17 protein-coding genes are annotated in these 21,342 nt (G+C 29.8%); 2 read left to right on the top strand and 15 right to left on the bottom strand.

Going from position 1 to position 21,342, the window contains the following annotated elements; genetic code table 11:
* Window positions 1-255: 255 nt before the first annotated feature.
* The 11 genes from GWR14_RS05515 to GWR14_RS05465 form a co-directional block, all read right to left on the bottom strand.
* Entirely contained in the window at window positions 256-1,317 is a 1,062-nt protein-coding gene (locus tag GWR14_RS05515; protein ID WP_163408072.1) for a lipase family protein, read from the bottom strand.
* Window positions 1,318-1,347: 30 nt separating this feature from the next.
* Window positions 1,348-1,932, bottom strand: a complete 585-nt coding sequence (locus GWR14_RS05510; protein ID WP_163408071.1) for a phage tail protein — start codon at window positions 1,930-1,932, stop codon at window positions 1,348-1,350.
* A 154-nt stretch (window positions 1,933-2,086) separates the two neighbouring features.
* The gene (locus tag GWR14_RS05505; protein WP_163408070.1) at window positions 2,087-2,785 is read right to left on the bottom strand and encodes a hypothetical protein; all 699 of its coding nucleotides are present in this window, start codon (window positions 2,783-2,785) and stop codon (window positions 2,087-2,089) included.
* A gap of 27 nt (window positions 2,786-2,812) precedes the next feature.
* Window positions 2,813-3,661 (bottom strand): T9SS type A sorting domain-containing protein, encoded by an 849-nt coding sequence (locus tag GWR14_RS05500; RefSeq protein ID WP_163408069.1) that lies wholly within the window; start codon window positions 3,659-3,661, stop codon window positions 2,813-2,815.
* A 64-nt stretch (window positions 3,662-3,725) separates the two neighbouring features.
* Window positions 3,726-5,375, bottom strand: a complete 1,650-nt coding sequence (locus GWR14_RS05495) for a hypothetical protein (protein ID WP_031456947.1) — start codon at window positions 5,373-5,375, stop codon at window positions 3,726-3,728.
* Between the two features lie 1,747 nt (window positions 5,376-7,122).
* Entirely contained in the window at window positions 7,123-7,581 is a 459-nt protein-coding gene (locus GWR14_RS05490; RefSeq protein WP_031456948.1) for a GNAT family N-acetyltransferase, read from the bottom strand.
* A 46-nt stretch (window positions 7,582-7,627) separates the two neighbouring features.
* The gene (locus GWR14_RS05485) at window positions 7,628-8,002 is read right to left on the bottom strand and encodes a hypothetical protein (protein WP_031456949.1); all 375 of its coding nucleotides are present in this window, start codon (window positions 8,000-8,002) and stop codon (window positions 7,628-7,630) included.
* A gap of 81 nt (window positions 8,003-8,083) precedes the next feature.
* Entirely contained in the window at window positions 8,084-8,647 is a 564-nt protein-coding gene (locus GWR14_RS05480) for a hypothetical protein (protein WP_163408068.1), read from the bottom strand.
* An 84-nt stretch (window positions 8,648-8,731) separates the two neighbouring features.
* Entirely contained in the window at window positions 8,732-9,178 is a 447-nt protein-coding gene (locus GWR14_RS05475; RefSeq protein WP_031456952.1) for a DUF1569 domain-containing protein, read from the bottom strand.
* Window positions 9,179-9,765: 587 nt separating this feature from the next.
* On the bottom strand, window positions 9,766-10,404 hold the full coding sequence (locus GWR14_RS05470) for a LuxR C-terminal-related transcriptional regulator (RefSeq protein ID WP_163408067.1): 639 nt from the start codon (window positions 10,402-10,404) through the stop codon (window positions 9,766-9,768).
* Window positions 10,401-12,395 carry a tetratricopeptide repeat-containing sensor histidine kinase gene (locus GWR14_RS05465; RefSeq protein ID WP_163408066.1) on the bottom strand — a complete coding sequence of 665 codons (1,995 nt, stop codon included), beginning with the start codon at window positions 12,393-12,395 and terminating at the stop codon, window positions 10,401-10,403. Before GWR14_RS05465 ends, GWR14_RS05470 begins: the two co-directional genes overlap by 4 nt.
* 273 nt (window positions 12,396-12,668) lie before the next feature.
* Between GWR14_RS05465 and GWR14_RS05460 the strand changes: the two genes are divergently transcribed.
* Window positions 12,669-13,163, top strand: a complete 495-nt coding sequence (locus tag GWR14_RS05460) for an outer membrane beta-barrel protein (RefSeq protein ID WP_163408065.1) — start codon at window positions 12,669-12,671, stop codon at window positions 13,161-13,163.
* 274 nt (window positions 13,164-13,437) lie between these two features.
* Window positions 13,438-13,785 (top strand): hypothetical protein, encoded by a 348-nt coding sequence (locus GWR14_RS05455; protein ID WP_246236287.1) that lies wholly within the window; start codon window positions 13,438-13,440, stop codon window positions 13,783-13,785.
* A 241-nt stretch (window positions 13,786-14,026) separates the two neighbouring features.
* Here GWR14_RS05455 and GWR14_RS05450 read toward each other — a convergent pair whose 3' ends face one another.
* From GWR14_RS05450 to GWR14_RS05435, 4 genes are all read right to left on the bottom strand, one after another.
* On the bottom strand, window positions 14,027-16,234 hold the full coding sequence (locus GWR14_RS05450) for a patatin-like phospholipase family protein (protein ID WP_163408064.1): 2,208 nt from the start codon (window positions 16,232-16,234) through the stop codon (window positions 14,027-14,029).
* A gap of 89 nt (window positions 16,235-16,323) precedes the next feature.
* Entirely contained in the window at window positions 16,324-18,897 is a 2,574-nt protein-coding gene (locus tag GWR14_RS05445; protein WP_163408063.1) for a hypothetical protein, read from the bottom strand.
* A 255-nt stretch (window positions 18,898-19,152) separates the two neighbouring features.
* Window positions 19,153-20,088: a PorP/SprF family type IX secretion system membrane protein gene (locus GWR14_RS05440; protein WP_163408062.1), complete on the bottom strand. Its 936-nt coding sequence runs from the start codon at window positions 20,086-20,088 to the stop codon at window positions 19,153-19,155.
* 3 nt (window positions 20,089-20,091) lie between these two features.
* Window positions 20,092-21,342 (bottom strand): gliding motility-associated C-terminal domain-containing protein (locus tag GWR14_RS05435; RefSeq protein WP_163408061.1); only part of this gene is annotated, 1,251 nt, incomplete at its 5' end.

Here is a 21,342-nt window from a genome sequence, read left to right as displayed (position 1 = left end):
ACTCTCAATCGGGTAGTCGATAACATTTCAGATGAAACGCAAGCTGTGTTAACGTTTTCTATCGTCTAATTCTAACGTTTTCTATCGCCTAATACTAATGTTTGTTATCAAAATAAAGAGCTATTAGTCTTTTAAACCTTAGAAAATCTTAAAAATACAACGGTTTGTGATTATTTAGTTATTAAAGTTAACTATTTAGTTGTTAAAAAAACTAAGTAGTTAACTTTAAAATGTCACAAAAAGTTCTTTTCATTATTAATGTCCCAAATATACGTTTACTGCATTAGCTACTCCATCATCATAATGAAAAGCTTTGGGTGAATTATAAGCATCAATATGTTGAAATCCTGCTTCGCGAATAAAAGTTGCAGCTACTTCTGGCTCACCATAAAATCTATATTCTTGTGACTTTCCATCAAAAATTCGGGTATATTCACTATTTTTTAAACAATTTTTTTCTGAATATTCCAAAGCTTTTTTTACCTTTTCTGAAATAGTTAAAAATCCGAATGGAGCAGTATTATAGATATCTGGAATTTGTAAAAGCGTTTTAGAGTTCCAAGCATGAGGAACTATATCATAATTATTAATAACGGAATGATAATGGTTGCCAAATTTACTTTCGGCATATTCTACAAAAGCTTTGTTACCAGAACTTGCACCTGCACTTGGATAGGTAGAAACTAAAAATGATTTGTGTTCTTTTTCTTTCCATTCAATTATTTTAAGAGCTAATAATGGAGATAAAGTACCTGCTAAACTATGTCCGCAAGTTGCTACTTCTGTATTTTGGTCTAATGGTAATTGATTTAAAAAAGAAATGATGTTTTGATTTTTATCGTTTTTTAAATTCTTCAAAATTTTTACTCCATCATAGCTACCACCTGCTATTTTTGCATTAGGAATAGTTTTCCAACTTTTCATAAATTTAGTTTCAACTTTAAAATCTTCATCAAGCCATCCAAATTTTGAAATAAGATTAGTCCCTGAAATAGAAATTACGTAAAGTGTTTTAGTTTTATCATCAGGATCCTGACCTTTTGCAACAAACATAGCATTGTCTGTAACGAATTCAATTTTTAAGTTTTTACCTATTTGCTTACTATTTTTAGTACAAGGTCCCCAAACAATATCCCAATCACCAATGTATGCTTTTATGATGTCGTTGTTCAAAGCCGAAGTTACTTGCGTGCATAAATGATCCTGCAATTCTTTTTCGGTATTTCCTACAATACCTTGATTGCAATTAGACAATGCAGATAAAATAGAAATTACCTGATGTTTTTTGGTCAATGGATTCAAATTGTTGCTTTTCATAAGTATTGAGTTTGATACTTTCTAATTTTATTATTGTTCTCTTTCGGGAAATAATCCTTGGTAACAAATAATGTAAATAATTCCCAAAACAGGTTGAACATTGCTAACAGGCACAATTGGTTCTTTATTGAAATTGATGTAAACAATATGGTCATCACTTATTGCTTTGTTTAAATTAAACGGCTTAAGTGTGTCTGTAGGATTTGGCGTAGCGTTACTAAAAATAGTAGTATTACCATCACCTATTGTTTTACCAACAGGGCTGCTATCACCTCCTGATGCTGCACAAGGTATTCCTAATGTAGCCTTATCAGAAAAACCACCTCTAAGAGGAGGGATATTTGCAGAGTTAAGTATTGTACTTTCTTCTCCTGCTTTTTCTCCAATATAATAAGATTTAGATTTCTCATCAATACTACCAATGCCCACGGGTACTCTACCACATAAATCGGGTATTCTAAAAGTATGGGGTTTTGCTTCTCCATAACTTTTACCAATAACTGAATATAGAGGGGTATATTTTACAATATCTAATTCCTGACCGTTACAAAACATCCAACCTTTTGGAATGAAATTTCCTGAAAATAATTTAATTACTCCTATATAATCTTCCATCTTTTCTTTAATATTTTAATTCATTTAAAAAGACCTACTCTTTGTTACGATTTTCGGCTTTCTCGTTAATACTATTTTTTTATGCTATTCAAAAAAGAAAAATCTCTATTTTTTCTTCATCTTTTTTTTACTTCAAAAATTATGATGAGTATCTCTAATTTGCCGAGAACATTGTATAGAAACCTCCTGTTGTGGTATTTGATACTCCAGAAGGTTTGTATATTTTTATGGTTAGTAATTGTCCTGCTACTGCGCTATAAGTAAATGATGTATTAGTGGGAGCACCACTAGAATATGCAGTACTATTAGCTGTTGCAAGCACTGTACCTGTTGTAGTGTAATTAACAGCGTTTGCAACTGGAGCTACATTCCAAAGTTCATAGGTATATGCTTCATCATCATATGAATAAAAATTTATGGTAAAAGTAATATCCCCAGGGATATAGAAAGATGTTGCTGATGATACAGATGTCCCTGTTGTAGTTGTAAAAGCACTTGTGTAAAGTGTTATTGGAGTTGATGAAGCAGTTACATTGTGTCCGATAGAAAAATTAGGAAGAACTGTTGCATTAGCTGTACTTGATCCGATTAAACTTTTCCAAGCACTACCATCATAAGAATAAAATCCAGAAGTACCATCAGTTTGATAAACTAACAATCCAGTAGCAGGGGTAGCAATAGCAGTACGTTGAGTAGCTGTCATTCTAGGTACAAGCATACCTTTAGTAGTGCTATTTACGTCTAGGATGGCAGAAGTATCAGGAGTTAAGGTACCAATTCCCATGTTATTTTGTGAGAATACGGTTCCGCATAAAAGCATTAATGCAATTAAAAATAATTTGTTATTTTTCATGATATAAGTAATTTTGAATTTATTGTTTTAGTTTATGACCTTTTTGATTGATAATTTGTGATTTTCATCGAGAATATGTACAAAATAGAGTCCATTATTTAAGTGAAATTCTTTTGAATAATCATTGTTTTTTATTTTAGTTTGATAAAACAATTTTTTGCCATTGACATCATATATAGTTACATCTTGTATCGCTATTTCTGAGGTTATGTACAAAACATGGTTTTTAAAATAAACTATTGGCGCTTTTTTTTCAAAGGTTTCATTGGCTAAATTTCCGTTATACTTTAGCAAAGCTTTGGTTGCGGTGTATTCTATAGTCCAATTGGCAGGTAAATTTTTTGTAGCAAAAGTTCCGGAAAGGCTTGAGGCATTAACAAGTTCAAAAATAGTATTACTAGCTGGCGTAAATCCCGATATTGTAGCTACATTAATAGTTCCAGAACAGCTAAAATTGCCTGTAATATTTAGTTGGTCATATTGAGTAGCAGCTGTAGTACCTGCTAATTTAAAATTTAAAACACCTGTTCCATTGCTAAAGTTACCGTTAATTGCCAATGCTCCTGCAGATGAATTACCAGGCGAAAAACTACCAGAATTTGTAAAATCAGAAACATAAAGCAAGATGCCATTTCCTGTTACACTTCCGTTATTGACCAAATTACTGTCTATATTTAATGTACCGTTAATATCCAGAACAGCATTTGCGGTGTTGCTAAAATTTCCGTTAACTTTTACAGCAAGTCCATCAGAAATTTTTACTTTATCACAATTATTAGTCACTAGTTGTGCCGTACAAAAGCCATAAAAAAGCAGACATGCAATTTTTAAAGTTTTCCCCCTAGCTAGAGAAAGAAGCATAGATTTTTTTTTCATTTTGATGATTTTAATTAATTCTTTATTTGTTTGATTTTTCTTTTAAAAACCTATCTTCAAAAAATTAAGCTGCTGACGCTTTATTAGATATTAAATCAATAATTGATGTGTGTTTTTTAGAAAGTTCTTCAACTAACTTTTCTTCTATATTCAACATCTCGGCAATTTCTCTTGGTGTTTTTCCTTGCAATAGCATATTAACAGCTTTTGCATCTATTATGTATTTAGCTTCAATACCCGTTTGAGAGCTAATTTCAGAAACCGATTTTGATTCATCTTTCAATAAATACATTGCTTTTAATATATCTTTTTTTTCTTTTTTATTATAATATGTAATAGAATCAAGATTAACGACTGCGAAACGTATTGATGTATTTAAGTCAAATTCTTCATTATCAGCTTTAGCATCTTCTTCAGTGTTTTCTATCATTTTAATGGCAGCAGTCCATTTGTTCATTTCAGTTCTTTGCATTATTATGAACTCTGTAAATTCATGATAAGCATTATCTTTGCTAGTGTCAATTTCTTTAAATTTTTTATATTCTACTTCAGTAAGAAATCCTGCAACATAAAATGTTGTCAAAATATTTTTATAGAATGTTTTAATTTTTTCCATAGAAGAATTAATTTCCGATCGAACTGATTTTATTTTTTCATTTGACTTTTTGGTTTCATTCATTATTTTTTCAAAAAAATCTTTTCTTTCTTCCGCAGCAAAAATGGCCGTAATTATTTCAATAATCCCAAAAAGTGCTAATGCAATTGGTAGAATAGGTGCAGCAAATATCGAGATTCCTATTCCTATACCAACGACTGTATCAATTGTGTTAAATTTTGTGAATGAATCCTGAAATGCTGGTACAGTTAAACTTAAGGATACTAGTTGAATATTAACATCTTTTTTCCATGACTCATAGTTGTTTATTATTTGTTGAATATCTCCTTTCAAAAGATCTTTTAATTTATCTAACTCGTCAATAACAATGTCAATATTTGTTATAATACCATCCTTTCCTTTTATAGCTTCTATTGCATTTTTCTTTCTCTCTGGATTATCGGGTCTAAACACATTATCACCAATCCAAGCTGATATTGAAAACGTCTCGTTTTCTATCTTATTTAAAAGACTATCATAATCTTTTCGAACTGTTTTTAAATCTGAAATTGCTTTTACAACTTGATCTGTATTTTCCATATTATCGTATTTAAAAGTGTAAATTTTATCTTCTGGTTGCCATAGTGTGCCAAATTTCGCTTTCACAACTCCTTGTTCCATAACAATCCAAGAATCGTTATCATTTGTATTGAACGTAGTACTGAATTGAAAGTTTTTGGTATAAATAAATAATGTTTTGTTTGAAGCTCCCAATTCAGAGAAAATGCCACTTATAGATGTGTATTTCAATATAGTGTCACTAGTTACTTCTTTAAATTCGTGTGAGGGTATCTTTATTGCGTTTGGACGAAGTTGGTCAAATATTTTTACAGCTACTCCTGCTGGAAAATAGGTGGCTTTACCTATGGTTTTGATATAACTAAATGCAGTCCACAAAGTTTTTAACGAATTAATAGCAACAGGTGCATTTAATGTAGCAAGGCTAGCGGCTAGTGATATCGTATCAAAACCAACATCTGCTAATAACCAATCTGTGTTTTTTGTGGCAATTACGTATACGTCCTCTCTTAGATTATTACTTATGTAGATTTTACTCATTGTTTTCGCTTTATTTGTTTTTAAAATTAAACCTACCTATGGGATTGATTTTTGTACTCACAAAAAAAAAGTAAAATCTTCCTACAAAATAATGTTTTACACTTCAATATTGTCCAAAAACGAAGAATTTGGCATGGAAAATATTTTTAACAATTATTATCTTATATTTTTATATTTGGTTTGAAAAAAGCAAGCATTGTTGATTTTAAAAAATCTTGTTTTTAAAACTGCATTTTTTAACTTTTAAGAACATAAAAGCCAATAATTTATAAGTTAAAAAAAATAACTTTGTAGTACTCTATATTTCTGTATTTACTATTTTTATAGCAATTTTGATGACTTACCATAATTGGAGCATCAACCGTAACTCTATATTTTTTGACTAGGTTTTATTTATGTTCTTTCCTCGTTTAATGCACAATGTGTTGTTTTTTATCAAAAAGTATCTTTTAACGGCTGTGTTTTATAGCAATACCGCTAGAAGAAATATAAATGATTATTTTCTACAACAAAATGAAAAAATACAGCCTATAAGAGCGAATGATTTTTTAAGAGTTTTTTAGCCTAAATGTCAGATGCTTTAGATAAAAAAATCTACCCAAAAAGCCTCCTACAAAAAGATATTGAATTAAGATTTATTGAATTATCTCAATCGATTTTAGATTACATTAAAAATGAGTAAAATTTTTCTAAATGTTTATTTTTCAATAGAATGACTTTACTAATCTATGAACGTACCTAAACATCATCTTTATTATTGTTTCAATAGTATATTAAAGTTAAATTGACAAAAATACGTACTAAACTGAGTATAGAAGATGAAAAAGCTAATAGAAGATAGGTGTCTTTTAGATTCGTTAACGCTTGATATAATAGGAGATAAAGTTAGATTTTCTTCACGGACTTCTTTTCAAGTACCTTTAAAGAAGAAATTGGTTGTACATCTCGAGAGTATTTAAAAACAAAATACTAAGTATCTTTAATAATAAAAATTAACTAAAAATCCGTTTTTTATTAGATTAATAATAGTCAATTTTTTTATTATAACTAAATAAATTTGTATTGAGAATTAAAAGTGAATTCTAATTTTATTGAGCTATTATACAAAAAGGATTTTAAGAGAAGTTATTTGGTATCAAAGATATTGATGGTCTCATTTTTTCCGCTTCTTTGATATAAAATAAATGATATAAAAGCCCTGAATTTAAGAATAACAGAGCTTTTATTTTGAATCTAAATCTTCCAAAAATTTAAATATACTCAAATATAGTAATTTTTATTCTACTTAATTGTATATTACAATTAAGTTATCTTTTTAATATATGAAAAACAAAAGGTCGTTGCTTAAAGTGTTTTCTTAAATTTCGTTTGTACTTTTCATCATCTTTAAAATTCTTAGAACTTTTTGAACATAGGCACTCTGGAAAAAATGCTTTATAGTCTGTTTCCTATGGAAGTGATTTTGTCAAAAAAGGATAAATAGAAATATCAAAGAAATTACAATTACTTTTTTCTTGTATTATAGCTTTTTATTATTGTTCAAGTTTCGGTAAGGACCTGTAATATCTCTTAAAAAATTCAGAGAGAGGTTTCTATCACAACTCCTGTCAGATTTGCTACTAATAGTTTAAGGTTGGTTGCATTTGATAAAAATTGTAAATCCACATTATATTAGTATTGTAAAAAGATAGAGTCACTTTTATGTCTATTGTTTTATTATCATTCAAAAACGGAACACCTGCAACAGTTATTGATGTCGGTGGTCCGTTGTTATTCTCTGCCAATCTTCAAATGCCATTTCAAATTTCGTTTCGTCAGATCCGTGCATTCCTACAATTGTCCAACCTCTGTTTTTGTAAAAAATTTCAGCTTTGGTATTTTGCTCTGTCCCTAACCAAATAGTTTCACTTGTCTGTTTAAAATACCAATTAATCATAATATCGTGAAGTTTTCTGCCAATACCCTTTCCTTCAAACTCTGGAAGCACAAAAAGAGCCCAAACATTGTGTTGCGTCAATCCTACAACTGAAAAACCAACAATTACATTATCAATTTCACATACCCAACCTTTTCCATATTTTGTTAAATACTCCACATTGTCTTCTCTTGGTACTAACGCTGGATTATTCAATACATTTTCCTTTACAGCCATTCTCACAACCATATAGTTGTCAATATCATCAACTGTTGCTTCTCTAAAAATCATATAATTAAATTTTAAGTAATATTTTTTCTAAAATACTATTAAAATATTATTTTTCTTCTAAAGGTTTCCTTCGTAATAAATAAATGGTTTCGATAGTTGCAGAACCAGCTTCTCTACTGTTTTTAAAAGCGACCTCCCAGCCATTTTCGCTCATATAGTTTAAAGCGTCCATTCCGTCTTTTTGCAACTTTATAAAATCGCTTTCTGTAGTCTGGTTTTTGTATTCTGATTTGGAGCCAAAATTTAGAAATATGGTTGTTCGTACTCCGTCAAGCCGATATACATCCTGCTGCACCAGTTCGCAATAAATATATTTAGTACTTTCGGATATGCTGATATTTTTACTTGTGCCAGACTGGCTATAAGTTGATATGAAGTTAATGGTAAAAAATAAGAGGAAGAGTAAAGTATATTTTTTCATTTTATTTGTATTAAATATTAATTATGACTTTTGGACATTAATATTGTTGTTTATAATTTTAATCGTTTGCTTCTCATTAAATTATTTACCTTTTTCAAAAACTCCAATTTTAGTTCCAATAAATACGAAAATTGGTCCTATGTAATTAAACAAAAGATAGAAGACAGTTGACAAAACAAGTGCAATGATTACAGGCAGAGCTCCACCAAAAGTGTAAGTAAGTCCAAGAACAAACCCTAAAAAATATTCTGATTTATAGATAGGAACAAATAATGCTACCACAAATAGAATTAAAAACATTGAATAGGATATTTTAGAATTTCCTGTTGAAGAAAATACAACTATAAAAATACCATAAACAAGAGCAATTAAAAATGGCACAATATGTTTTTTAAAAAATATTTGATTAGTGAAATCTGTTTTAAAGTCGATTCGCTTTTCAATTCTTTTTAATGAAATAAAGGTTACTAATGGAATTGATAATAATCCCCACCAATTTGAAATTTTTGGCAAATCTTTTCTTTTTAAGAGGTTATGTCCTGGTACACCACCATGAAAATAATCCCAAAGTGTTAATCCTAAAATTCCAGTTATTGTAAATAGTGTAAAAAATATTACTATTTTGCTAAATGTTTTTTTTGTCATAGAATTATCTTTATTAAGTAAATTAATAATTGTCCTTATAAATAAGTCAGCTAAACGCATTTCTTGTTACAAAATCAATTTAAGTTAGGAATTAAATTGTCTAAGATGATGGTCGATATGTTTGTAAACTGATATTCCTATCTGGTATTTGGTCATTTTTCCATAAAACCAATGAATGAATTCTTTTTCAGTGTAAGTTTCATATTCTTGAACAAGTTTTATCCACTTCAATTTTTCTGTTTCAATATTCCCTAATAGTTCAAAGTTCTTAAAATCAACCTTTGTTGGGGAGTTCTTTTTTTTAGGATTTTCATTTTTTATCAATATATTCAATGCAATTTTTCCAAATAGGAATCCAATAAAACTACGTTTGTATTTAGTTTTTCCCAAATACATTTCTTCACATAGAATGCAATGCTTTATCATTTGATGAATATTCATCTTTCCCCATTGACGAATAGAACTGTCATTTAAAGTCATTATCCTATTAATTAATTCTACTCTTGTTGTATTATCGAATATTGATTTCATTTTGGATTTAGAAATTAAATATCTTGGTTATAGCAACCTCTATTTTTTTATTGCTGCTCAATAATTTAACGAACATTTTAATGTGTTTAAAATTAATTCATTTACAAAAAAACTATTAATTCATTTATTTTCTCCTTGTCTACGATTAGCTTCTTTATTCAGAGCGATAGCTTTTACTTTCATGAATTTTATGATTAAATAAATATCGTTTTTTCTGAGACCCATTTTTCAAATGTATAGATTCTAGTACTCTCCTGATATACCCAATAACAAGTAAATTTATCTACCTGATTTTAGGTAATTTATTCAATTATTGTGACCTACTTTGATTTAATGACTATTTAGCTAAGCGATTAAACAAACAGATTTTAAGGGTATTTTTGGACAGGCAATGGTGACGTAGTACGTTTTCGGTTATCATTGAGATGGAAGAAGCAAAAACCTCAAAATTGTAGAGATCTCGGATTTGTTATTCAATGTAGGTGTTAGAGTTTGACGAACATAACATCTTTTCACTTACATACTTTATGATATAATGCCAATAACAGTATCACTGAAAATTGTGATAAGACAAAAGTAACTCTCAACTATAACAATCCATTTTGATTTACAAAATTTATTAATTCAACTGCATTTTTAAGTTGAAATTTATTTAACATATTACGTCTGTGTGTTTGTACTGTTAAAAAACTTAAAAACAAAATTTCTGATATTTCTTGAGTTGATTTACCTTGAATTAAAAGTTGTAAAATTTCTTTTTCTCTCTGGGTTAGTCTAGGAATACTTTTTAAGTCAGAAAAATGGGCTATATTCATTAATGTCTCAACTTCTTTACTGAAAACAATTTTACCTTCTATTGCATTTTTTATGCAATAAATAAACTCATCCAGATTGGCACTTTTTAATAAATATCCATTTGCTCCATTTTTTATCATTTGCAAAACAATACTTCTTTCAGACTGACTGCTCATTCCTAATACAATTATTTTTGGATTGTATTTTTTAACTTTTAAGCATACATCTATTCCATTATCATCTTTTAAAAAGACATCAAGCAACAAAATATCAATTGAATTTAGTTTTTTGAAATTAAATAAACTGGTACTATTGGTAAATCCAGAAATAACTTCATAATCTTCAGATTTAGAAAAAAGTAGATTTAATCCTTCTATTATTAAAGGATGATCATCTAAAATTGCTATTTTTATTTTTTTGGAAGTATTCATATTTTAAGTTCAATATTATAATAAGTTCCTGATTTATTGCTTTCAAGATTGAATGCTCCACTAAATAATTCTACTCTGTTTTTTAAGTTTTTTATTCCTAACCCTGTTTTTTTTTCAATACTGTAAACATCAAACCCTTTTCCATTATCTTCTACCGAAATAAAAAACGAATCTTCATTCTGACTACATGAAACTAGAATTTCAGAACAATCTGAATGCTTTAAAGCATTATTTAATAATTCTTGGATAATTCTGTAAATATTTATTTGAATCGAAATAGGAATTGTATTTGTAATATTAAACACTTGGAATTCTATTTTTACTTTTTCAGAATGTAAAAGATAACATAAATCGCTTAAAGCATTTTCTAAGCCTAATTTTAAAAGTGATTCTGGGACTAAATTATAGGAAACTTGTCTTAATTCAGTAATTGATGTACTTAGTAATTCATTAAATTGAGCCAAATTATCATTGCTAATCTGCTTATTGTTAAATCGAAACATTAAAATCTTTAGTGCAGAGAGTTTACTTCCAATTCCATCGTGCAATTCTCGTGCAATTCTTTTACGCTCTATTTCTTCACCATCAATCATTGCTTGCATTACTTCAATTTCTTTTTGAGTTTTTAAAAAAGAGAGTTTCTGATTGTAATTTTTATCCTTTTCTAATGTCAATAATTTTTGTGCCTTCGCATTTTGCCAAAGAAAATATATAACCAATAATAAAATTAAAGATAACAAGCCAAACATTACACTATACAATCTAGTGTTTTCAGCAATAAGTGTTGCCTTTTGTTTTTCTTTTTCAAGGCTAATAATTTTCTTTTGCTTTTCTGAATTATCGTATTTGGCTTCGAGTTCTATTATGTTATTATTTGTTTTGGTAGCATTCAAACTATCACTTAATTCAATGTATTTTTCATAATATTTTACAGAATTTGAAAAATCTTTGAGCTGCTTACAGAAAAATGCAATCTCTTTATAATTATCTCTTTTTTCATCTATTTGCTGGTATTCACTTTCTAAAACCTGAGCCATTAGAACTTTAGCCTCAAGGTATTTTTTTTGGTGTCTTAGTAATTCAATTTTTAATAATTTCAGTCTATAAACAAAAAAAAAGTCTTCAAATGTGGTTGCTTTTTTTATCCCTTCATTTACATAGAAAAGTGATTTTAAATAGTTACTTCTTTTAAGTTCTATGAAACTTTTTGTATAGTAATAATTACAATATAAATTTGAATTTGGATAATGCTTTAGTAAATGATTCGCTTTATCTAAAATATTTTCAGACTCATTAAACTTTTTTTTAAGTGAAAGAGTTTCTGCATAAGATATATAAGCTAAGAATAGATTTTCGTCATATTTAGAGGATTTCAATTTTCTACTTTCAATAATTTTTATTGCTTGATTACCATAATATTCGGCTTTGTCCAAATTATTTTCATTAAAAAAAGTTTTGGCAAGAGAGAGGTAAATTGTGCCTAATAGTTCATTATTATAAATGCTTTTTGCAAGAGGAATAGCTTCTTCAATTTGAATCCTTTTCGATTCCAACTCATTGTTTTTCCAGCCTTGAATTACACTTAAGTTGATTAGTGTTTTTAATCTTAAGATCTTGGCTTCAGGAATATTGTATTTTAATAATTTTTCATTTATAACAATTAAATCCTTTAAATAAGTATCTAGGTTTTTTGAAGTGTAATAGCTATACGGGGCATTATAGTAATAAGAAACATCTTTCAAATACGGATTGCCATGAATTAATTTCTTAGCCTCTGATAAGTTATTTTTGACCTGTTTTAAATCAATCCCAATATAAAGCCGTGAAAGTTCAAAATAAATAATACTTCGTAAGCTATCTGATTTTTCTTTTGCTAAAATTGTCTTTAAACTATCAATAATTTTTTGACTACTGCCTAACTCATATGGTTTTTGAGCATGTAAACTTAAAAAAGACATGACTGTTATTATTAGTAAAATAAATTTCTTCATAGATCTAACATTTATATTAGTGTGATAGCAGGCAACACACTATAGGGAGAAACAATAAAGTAAAGTTGAATAAGCCTTTCGATAACAAATGTGGTTTCAAAAATACAAATTAGAAGCTAAATCTTAACTAGATAAAACTACCTGAAATCAGGTAAAAATAATTACTTTTTTATAGGTATTTGTCCCCCTCAAATTATAAAGTAATATTGTGAAGACTAATAGTCTTTTTTATTAAACAATAACAACTAAAAAATATTAAAAAAATCATTTCTTATGAAAAATTTATTTCTTTTTTTATCATTATTAGCAATTACAGTTTCTAAAGCTCAAGCACCTTTGGAAAAGCAAAAAATACAATTAAATGCAGGGTTTGGTTCTTCCGGATGGGGTACGCCAATATATATAGGATTGGACTACGGAATTACAGATAATATAACTATTGGTGCGGAAGCATCTTATCAATCCTATAAAATATATGATATTAAAAGTACTATTCTTGGTTTACAAGTTAATGCTAACTATCATTTTAATAAAGTTTTAAATATTCAAAACAAGTGGGACTGCTATGCAGGCTTAAGCGTAAACTATTATAATTGGACTATAAAAGATGCAGATACTAATACTTCGTTTGTAGATGATAAACCATTTGGAGTCGCTGGACAAGTGGGCGGCAGGTATTTTTTCAATCAAAAGATTGCAGTAAATTTTGAGCTTGGGGGAGGTAATGCAACAAGCGGAGGTAAAATTGGCATTACATATAAACTTTAAAAATAATTATTCAAAAGAGTAGTTGCTAATAACAAGAATCATTTAGATAATTACAGATATGACAAAAAAACTTCTTTAACTTAAATTACAACGTGGTGTACACATTAAAAAAATAGAATTTATAAAAAAAAGGGGATGCAACCTTTTTATTTATTAATCTCTATACAGCATGAATTAACTTATAACAATCAAATTAAAATTTATGAATTCAAAACCAAAAAAAATGAAAAATCTATTTTCGCAAAAAGCATTATTTCTATTATTATTTTCTACATTGCTATTAACTTCTTGTAATAGTGATGATGATTCACCTGCTTCATCTAATACTTCAAAAAAGGTCGTATTCAAAGCTGTAACTTCTTCTGATGCTAATGTAGGAATGGTTGTTTATGGGTATGATACCAGTTTAACAACCGCATCAAGTCTTAGTGGAACAACTTGGAATAGCTCGGAGATTGTTGTGCCAGCAAATGCATACGTAGCTAACATTGTGATGAACGGAGTTGGAGCTTCTACATCATCAACACTTAAAGTTCAAATTTATGTAGATGGAATATTAAAAAAAGAGGCGACATCTACAGGGAAAGCGTTGTCAGCAACTGCCCAATATAATCTCCAATAAAAATCGTATTATTTAGTTTGTTTTAACAAAGAAAGCGATAATTCTAATAAAATGAATTATCGCTTTTTGTTTCTAGACTCTATATATAAAATCAATTTGACTTCTGTTGGGCATCATTTTTAATTTTTTTAGGGTTTCGATTTTGTCCTTTTCAAATTAAGATTGAATGAATAATTTTTCTGCTGAACTTGTGTGTGATTTCAAAGTTAACTATTTTTAGAATAGGGTTATTTTTTTGTATTTACGTATCAAAATATTTTAAAACAGCTGTTTTGGCTTTTCGGTTGGATAAATTAATTAAGTTTGTAAATTTGTTTAACTCAAAGTCATAGGTGTCAATTCCATAGCTGTATAAAGGGATAATATGATTGTGATCTGATAGGTATTTGATTTGGTTCGTTTCAGATAGATTATGTTGTAGTGTCCCAACCAATGATAGAATACTTACCTGCTTTTTCCATGGCGGTATACTTTTTTCAGCAGCATATGATTTTAGAAGTTTAAATATGATGTCTTGAAATGTTCCATATTCTTTTATGTTAATTTTGTTTATTGATAAAATTCTTTTAGCTTCAGATTCAATTTTGGTATTGATTTTTCTTTGCCTTGTTCCATCAATATCCATCCAATGATCGTTATAAGAACGCTTTAAAACTTTTCTGTTTATTTTTTTTTCTGTATCTTTTTTTTCTGTATCTTTTTTTTCTGCATCTTCTTTTAAAATCTTATCCATGGCTTCATTAAAAGCAATATAAATTTCCGGAGGAAATAGGCCATCTAGTTTAAGAGCCAATACTCCTTGCATACTAGAAATGTCATTTTTAATTTTAGGAGGAAGAGGCATTTCGTTAACTAAATTTTCTTCTCTAAAAAAACTATAGGGAATGTTATTTACTGTACCTCCATCTACAAGCATACCTTTGTAGGCAGAATTGTAATAATACTTTATCAAATCTTTTGTTACGGGAATAATATTTTTTTCATCAACAGTTATTTCTTCATCTTTGAAATTTTGATAATTAAAAACTTCTCGCATTAGGTTTAAATACCCACTATTGTTTATTGAATTATTTGTGTCAATGTGTATACCTGCTTTATTCTTTACTGAAATATATTTCTTTACAGCAAACTCGTGAATTTGATACATATCCATATCGAAATTTTTGCCTTGAATTATTTTTTCAGGAATTTTTTCTTTGTTAAATTCAAAAACATCCAATTCTGTGTACAAAGGCTTTATCGCTGGAGGTATTGTCATAGATGCAGCAGCGGCTTCCAAGAGTAAAAAATTTGGGGTATGTTTGTGTGAAAAAAGCAAGGATGTTCCGTGGGTCATGTTGGTTACATTAAATCCAAGGTTGATATTTGTAATTTTGTAGAAATCATCAAAAGTAAGACTTTGCAAATATTTAAAATATCTTTCATGTCCCAATTTGGCATCTGGTCTTTTTCCTATTTCGAAATGTTTGTATGCTTTATTAATATCATCAATTTCTGTTTTGGTAAACAACTTTTTTTCTAAAAGTCCTCGCTGAAAATGAGTATCTCTCGTCGCTGCGTAAATAATAAGATCAAAAAAAAATTCTCTAACACTAAAGCCGGCAAACATACCTCTGTCCCAAATTAGGTTACAAATAGTATCTATTTCCAGTTTCAATGGCTTTCGAAACGTCTTTCTAAATAGACCTTCTGTAAAAAGAATTTGTAAAAATTTGTAAACTCCTATTGATTTTATATAACCAAAGCGCCTATCAATCCATCCTGGTCCTGGTAATGGTAGTTGGATAAAATCTCTAAAATTGTCTTGAGAAATCGTTTTTTGAATTGCATCTATTTTATGGATTACTCCTGAAAAGATAGTTTCTAAAATTGTACCAACTAGAGTTTGACGTAAAATTAGCTTAGGTATTTCTCCGTTTACTTTTGCATAACGGTTAAACTGATACTCAAATTTTTCCTGTTGTTTTTCACCTCCACCAACTTTTTTATAATGATCTTGTGCGATTTTTAAATTTCCCAAGTTGTCAATCATGCGGTATTTACCAACAGCTTTCTCTTCTAAAAAATTAGTAAAGGGATAATTTAGCACTTTTTCTATATCACTTGAGTTTAGCCCCAATGTTAGTGCTAAAGCTGTTATTGCTCCCGCGGATGAACCTGCTATACTTTTGATTTTAGTTTGTTGTTGCCCGTTGATGTCGAAATAATTTAAAATACTGGGTCTGTTTATTTTTTTTAAATCATTGTAAAGTGAATTGTATTTTACTTTTTTATGTATAGGAGATAGGTGAGGTGTTATTTCTTCAATCATTTTTAAAACTTCACCTTTACGCCAAATTTCTTCCATTTTTTCTTCTAATGCCTCAATAGCACCAAGATAAACAACGCCTTTTGCTCCGCCACCTTCAAGAGCTATATGCTCTAACTCTTTAAATTCTATTTTTGCCATTCCTTAATATTTTATAGATACCGTCTCCAAAATGATTCGTTGTAAATTTGATTATTTCAAAATAGTATTCTCAAATTATTTTTTCATTTTTAATGTACACAAGGATCAGCGATAATAGCAGGCGATTTAAATTGATCTAATATAGCTGTAGAAAGAGCATGATCTTCTCTTGGTTTAATACCTCTTTCGGTACCACATTCTAATATAACAAGATCTGTAGGGACTTCAAACATACCAATATCTACAGTAGTAATTGGTTTAGGTGGAATTGAAGGGTTTGCATTAATTTCGTAATCAAAAGGACTTGCGGGTTCATTTTCCAGTTCAGCAATAAGATTTTGTGCGTTAGCAGGTATAGCTGCATAGTTTGCAATCGAATTGTTTAAGATAAAATTGATAGCAGCACGTTCTTTCATAGTATCTCGGTGTACCGGAATCTGTATACTAGCGTAGGATGCTTTTAAGAATGCTTCAAAATGAGGATCTTCGTCATTTAATTTTAGTTGTGCATCCCAGTTATTTTTATTTCCATAAAAGTATGGGAATAATTCATAGGTCATGTTTTTAAAATCAAAACAGTTTTCTATGAAACGAACTTTTTCTGCATTAATAGCATCTACACAGCAACTTTGATTGTATTCTTCACCAATTATGTATTCATCATTAACAGTAAAATTGAGTCCGGCAATATTACAATCAAGAATTTTTTTCAAAGCATCTCTTTTTAATTCTGATGCGATGAGTTCTCTTTTTTTAGTTGGATTCATATCAATATCATTAATATTCCATGAATTCATTTTTATATCTGCAGCTTCTTTAAGAGTATTGTATCCTTCAATTAATAACTTGTAGCACTCTTGTTTCCATGCCAATTCTCCTTCATCTGTTAGTTCTAGTTTAATTTCTAGATTTAGAATTGAATAATGTGGACCCTTGAAAAAAACTGAAATAGCAATATTTTTTGTGGAACGATTTAAGCCAAATGCTCTTGCTCCTCCCCACATATGATGTTCGCCAGGACCATTAAATTGCCCCTCAACACCGATAAAATAACCGACCTGACTGTCGGCATTCCAATCGTCTCTCAAGTCAACTGCTTTTACTTCAATTGCACAGTAGCCTTTTTCAATATCCATTATGTCCTTTTCTATCAAACCATCTTTTCCACAGAAAGATTTACCTATCAACAATTCCTTATCTTTTGGAAAAGGTAAGGTTACTTGATAAATATCAGCAAACTCTTGATAATTATTTCGGTTTAGATAATCAAACAATTTAATGCCATCTTTTTCAGTGATTTCATTATCTCTAATTTTGGCTATTCTAGGGTCTAATGGATAGTTGGCTTTTTCGACTGGACTATTCATGGTGCGATACAAATAATAATGGGATGGATGTGCAATATCGATTTGAAAAATTAAACGTTTGCCATAATTTTTCAAAGTTCCTTTTACAATTTTACTAAGCCATCTGTAGACATAAGATTTAGGTTCGGACGAATTGGTGTTGTCTATAATATGCTCTACATTTTCTTCAAATTCTTCTATCGTTTTTAGACTACGTTCACTTCTAATTTTATTACTTACTCGATCGATCACTTTTTGTACCACTTCTTTGGCATATGTCTGAGATGTAGCGTTTGCAGTCTGCTCAGATTGGGTATTCTGAAAACCAGCATCCAAAGAAGCTTTGGCGACACCGTAAGAAGCCGATACACTAGCATTTACATTAATTGAGCTTTCCTCTTCTTTTACTTGAGCAGCTTCACGTTCAATACTAAATTTTTCGGTAGATTGGGTATCGGTTTCTTTGGTAATCTCGTTCTCAGAAATAAATGAATCGAAAGTTTCTATTCGTTTTAATCTTCTGGTAGTTTTGGTATGTTTTTCATTGCCTTGTACATTATTTACATGTGCGATTTCCTTAGGTAAATAACCAATAGTTTCAATTTCAACAACTCTTAAATCGGCAATTTGAAATGGAATTTTTGTATGACAGCCATCGTTGTATATCATAATATTATTGCCTGTTTGCTGGTTTATGTCTATATAATTACCCATTAGTTCAGCATCATACCATTTACCATGTGAAGCTTGTATAAATGTTCTTGGTTTTGAAATTAATCTTTCTTCAGATTCAGTAGCTGTTGTTTTTTTTGAGATAACAGTTTCTTTTTTATTTATAGATTCTGTTAGATTACTTTTGCCTAAATTAAGTAACAATCCTTTTGGTAGTATTATATTTACTGTTTTAGGATCTTTAATAGTTTCTTCATTTAATTTTTGAAATATTGTTTGTAGTTCTTCTATTATGAGTTTATATACCAATGATTGAGTGTTTCCAATTAAGACATTAACTACTATGTTGTCATATAATTGTTCTACAAGATCAGTTGTTTTTTTATCTTTAATGTTTGGATCAGACACTACTTGTTTAGATAATTCGTGTTCTGTTTTGAAAAATTTTGAACCTTCTACATAATTTTTTAAAAATGTGTTTAGAGCCTTAATCTTTTCATCTCTTAATTTATTTGTTTCTATGATTTGCACTATTTTTTTTGATAAATCGGTGCTTGGCATCACACTTTTATTAAGATCTATTTTTTTCTTGTCTGATGCATTACGTATAGTCGCAAAACTGAAAATGGAGGTAGAGTGAATCATAATTTTAGCAATTATTTAAATTATTTATTTAACAAATTTAATCTTGTTATTTTTGTTTTTCAAGTTCAAATATAGAGATAATTCTTAATAAAATAAATAAATTTTTAAATTTTACTTGAAAAATTGTATAGTTTTTAAATTTTAAGTAGGCTAATAGTAAATGAGTTATGTTAAAATATTGAAATTGGTTAGTTAATATAAAAAATGGAATTATTAGCCTAGTAAAATTTTTGATTAAATTAGAATAATTGAATCTTATTTAAAACCTTTTTCTTCGTACCCTTTGCCAAACCTGTAATTCAATATAATTCCGTGGGTATTGATATTATTATATTGTTTTAGGGCATAGCTGTAATTGTATAATAATTTAAAATTAGTTCCTAAATGAAATCCTGCCAGCAAATTGACGGTTTCGCTGGTACGGTATCCTGCTCCAAATTCTACTTTATTGATGTAGTTTATCATTAGATTAAAATCGGCCTGAAGTGGTGCTCCAGGAACATATTTAATCAGCATGCTTGGATTTACAAGTATTTCCTCTAATTGAGTGGTAAAAAAACGATAGCCAAAATAGCTGTAAAAAGGATTTTTTAAATTAATATTTCTTTCAGAAGACAGCGAGTTTCCTAATATATTGGGTGCCGAAATTCCCCAATAAATATGATCTTTATTGTACAAAAGACCAAGACCAACAGTAGGAACAAAGGCATTGACATTGTTTTGAAATTCAGGGTCATTTTCGATTTTTAGACTTAATAAATCTTCGCTGTACATGGTGCCTCCTGCACTAATTCCAAATGATAAGATATTAGGGTCATAAGCCCACCATCTTCCTTGGTCGTATTCCGAATCGAAGAAGATTTTGTACGAGTAAGCACCAAAAAAACTAGTTGCTGTTGTAACTCCTATTTGGTCTCTTGCAATTCCCGCTGCCAATCCCAAATGTTTGGAACGCAGCGGTGCATTTACAGTTAGTCCTATGTTTTTAGGACTTCCCTCAACCGAATTAAAGAATCCAGAATTTATAAAAGTTACATCAACATCTTCATAATAACCAGAATGTGCGGGATTAATGACCACCGTGTTGTAGCTGTAATTAGCAAAAACTGGGGTTTGCTGTGCAAAAACAAACTGAAGTTGCATTGTAAACAAAACGGCAATAATAGTCCGTGTAAAAAAGTTGTTTTTCATTATTTATCGTTTTATTACAAGGTATCCCTTGGTTTTTTTAAGATGGTGATTACCGTTTATTTTAATGTCAAAAAAGTAAGTTCCTTCGGGTAAAACATCGGCTCCTAGACTTCTTTTTTTATTAGCAATACCACTAAAGACATTACTGGCATTGTCATAATTTTTAATATTAAAAACCAAATCACCCCATCGGTTATATATGTAAACTTCGTTATTAGGATATTCTTCTATAGTATCAATTTTCCAAAAATCGTTTATTCCATCGTCGTTTGGAGAAAAACCATATTTGGTATCATCTTTTGGGGTTTGTTCTACAAAAATGGTGATACTATCTTCTATGGTACAGCCTTTCGAATTTCTAAAAACAACCTTATAAGTAGTCGTTTCCGAAGGTGTTGCAAAAGGAGTGGCGCTATGCAAATTATCTAAGCTTGAAGTTGTATCCCACTCAAAATTTCCTGTAGCCGATGCTGTTGCATGAAGTTGAATGCTTTCGCCTTCTTTTATGTAAACATCATCCCCAGCGTTTACCCAAATGGCTTCTTCGAATACTGTAAAGTTGCATTCCGAACTGTTTCCGTTCTTATCAGTAGCTGTAATTTTTATGTTCATACCGTTAATAAGTGTCGTTCCAGCAGCAGGATTCTGTGTAATTACTGGAGAATCATCACAATTGTCAATAGCCGAAATTAAGTTTCTAAAATCGGGTATTGTTGTGTCACATGATAAAGTTTGATCACTTATGCAAGAAATGTTAGGTTTAGTGGTGTCTTGAATAGTAACAATTTGATTTTGTTGGGATGAATTAACCCCATCCGAATACGTCCAAGTTATGGTTGTGGAAGCCGTGATTGGGAACACTGCATTTGTTGTTGCTGTGATTGTTCCTGCACAATTGTCCGTAGCGGTTGGAGCGGTTAAACTCGCAACCGAACATTGGGCGTTTATAGTTGGCAAGGTCGAAACATCAGCAACTGGAGCGGCGGTGTCTTGAATGGTAATGGTTTGATTTTGTTGCGATGAATTAACACCGTCCGAATACGTCCAAGTTATGGTTGTGGAAGCCGTGATTGGGAAAACTACATTGGTTGTTCCAACAATACTTCCTGCACAATTGTCCGTAGCAGTTGGAGCGGTTAAACTCGCAACCGAACATTGAGCGTTTACAGTTGGCAAAGTCGAAACATCAGCAACTGGAGCGGTAGTATCGGCAATAGTTACAGTTTGGTTTTGTTGCGATGAATTAACACCATC

The sequence above is a fragment of the Flavobacterium ajazii genome, assembly GCF_010614725.1.
In the GTDB taxonomy this organism is placed as follows: domain Bacteria; phylum Bacteroidota; class Bacteroidia; order Flavobacteriales; family Flavobacteriaceae; genus Flavobacterium; species Flavobacterium ajazii.
Note: the sequence above shows the minus strand (reverse complement) of the source record. Positions and strands in the feature narration are given on the sequence as shown.

What these genes read in the sequence shown, in the direction of transcription:
- GWR14_RS05485 (WP_031456949.1), bottom strand. Translation starts at nt 8,002, where the DNA reads ATGAAAAAATATACTTTACTCTTCCTCTTATTTTTTACCATTAACTTC.
- GWR14_RS05510 (WP_163408071.1), bottom strand. Translation starts at nt 1,932, where the DNA reads ATGGAAGATTATATAGGAGTAATTAAATTATTTTCAGGAAATTTCATT.
- GWR14_RS05465 (WP_163408066.1), bottom strand. Translation starts at nt 12,395, where the DNA reads ATGAAGAAATTTATTTTACTAATAATAACAGTCATGTCTTTTTTAAGT.
- GWR14_RS05450 (WP_163408064.1), bottom strand. Translation starts at nt 16,234, where the DNA reads ATGGCAAAAATAGAATTTAAAGAGTTAGAGCATATAGCTCTTGAAGGT.
- GWR14_RS05445 (WP_163408063.1), bottom strand. Translation starts at nt 18,897, where the DNA reads ATGATTCACTCTACCTCCATTTTCAGTTTTGCGACTATACGTAATGCA.
- GWR14_RS05470 (WP_163408067.1), bottom strand. Translation starts at nt 10,404, where the DNA reads ATGAATACTTCCAAAAAAATAAAAATAGCAATTTTAGATGATCATCCT.
- GWR14_RS05490 (WP_031456948.1), bottom strand. Translation starts at nt 7,581, where the DNA reads ATGATTTTTAGAGAAGCAACAGTTGATGATATTGACAACTATATGGTT.
- GWR14_RS05475 (WP_031456952.1), bottom strand. Translation starts at nt 9,178, where the DNA reads ATGAAATCAATATTCGATAATACAACAAGAGTAGAATTAATTAATAGG.
- GWR14_RS05515 (WP_163408072.1), bottom strand. Translation starts at nt 1,317, where the DNA reads ATGAAAAGCAACAATTTGAATCCATTGACCAAAAAACATCAGGTAATT.
- GWR14_RS05495 (WP_031456947.1), bottom strand. Translation starts at nt 5,375, where the DNA reads ATGAGTAAAATCTACATAAGTAATAATCTAAGAGAGGACGTATACGTA.
- GWR14_RS05480 (WP_163408068.1), bottom strand. Translation starts at nt 8,647, where the DNA reads ATGACAAAAAAAACATTTAGCAAAATAGTAATATTTTTTACACTATTT.
- GWR14_RS05460 (WP_163408065.1), top strand. Translation starts at nt 12,669, where the DNA reads ATGAAAAATTTATTTCTTTTTTTATCATTATTAGCAATTACAGTTTCT.
- GWR14_RS05500 (WP_163408069.1), bottom strand. Translation starts at nt 3,661, where the DNA reads ATGAAAAAAAAATCTATGCTTCTTTCTCTAGCTAGGGGGAAAACTTTA.
- GWR14_RS05505 (WP_163408070.1), bottom strand. Translation starts at nt 2,785, where the DNA reads ATGAAAAATAACAAATTATTTTTAATTGCATTAATGCTTTTATGCGGA.
- GWR14_RS05440 (WP_163408062.1), bottom strand. Translation starts at nt 20,088, where the DNA reads ATGAAAAACAACTTTTTTACACGGACTATTATTGCCGTTTTGTTTACA.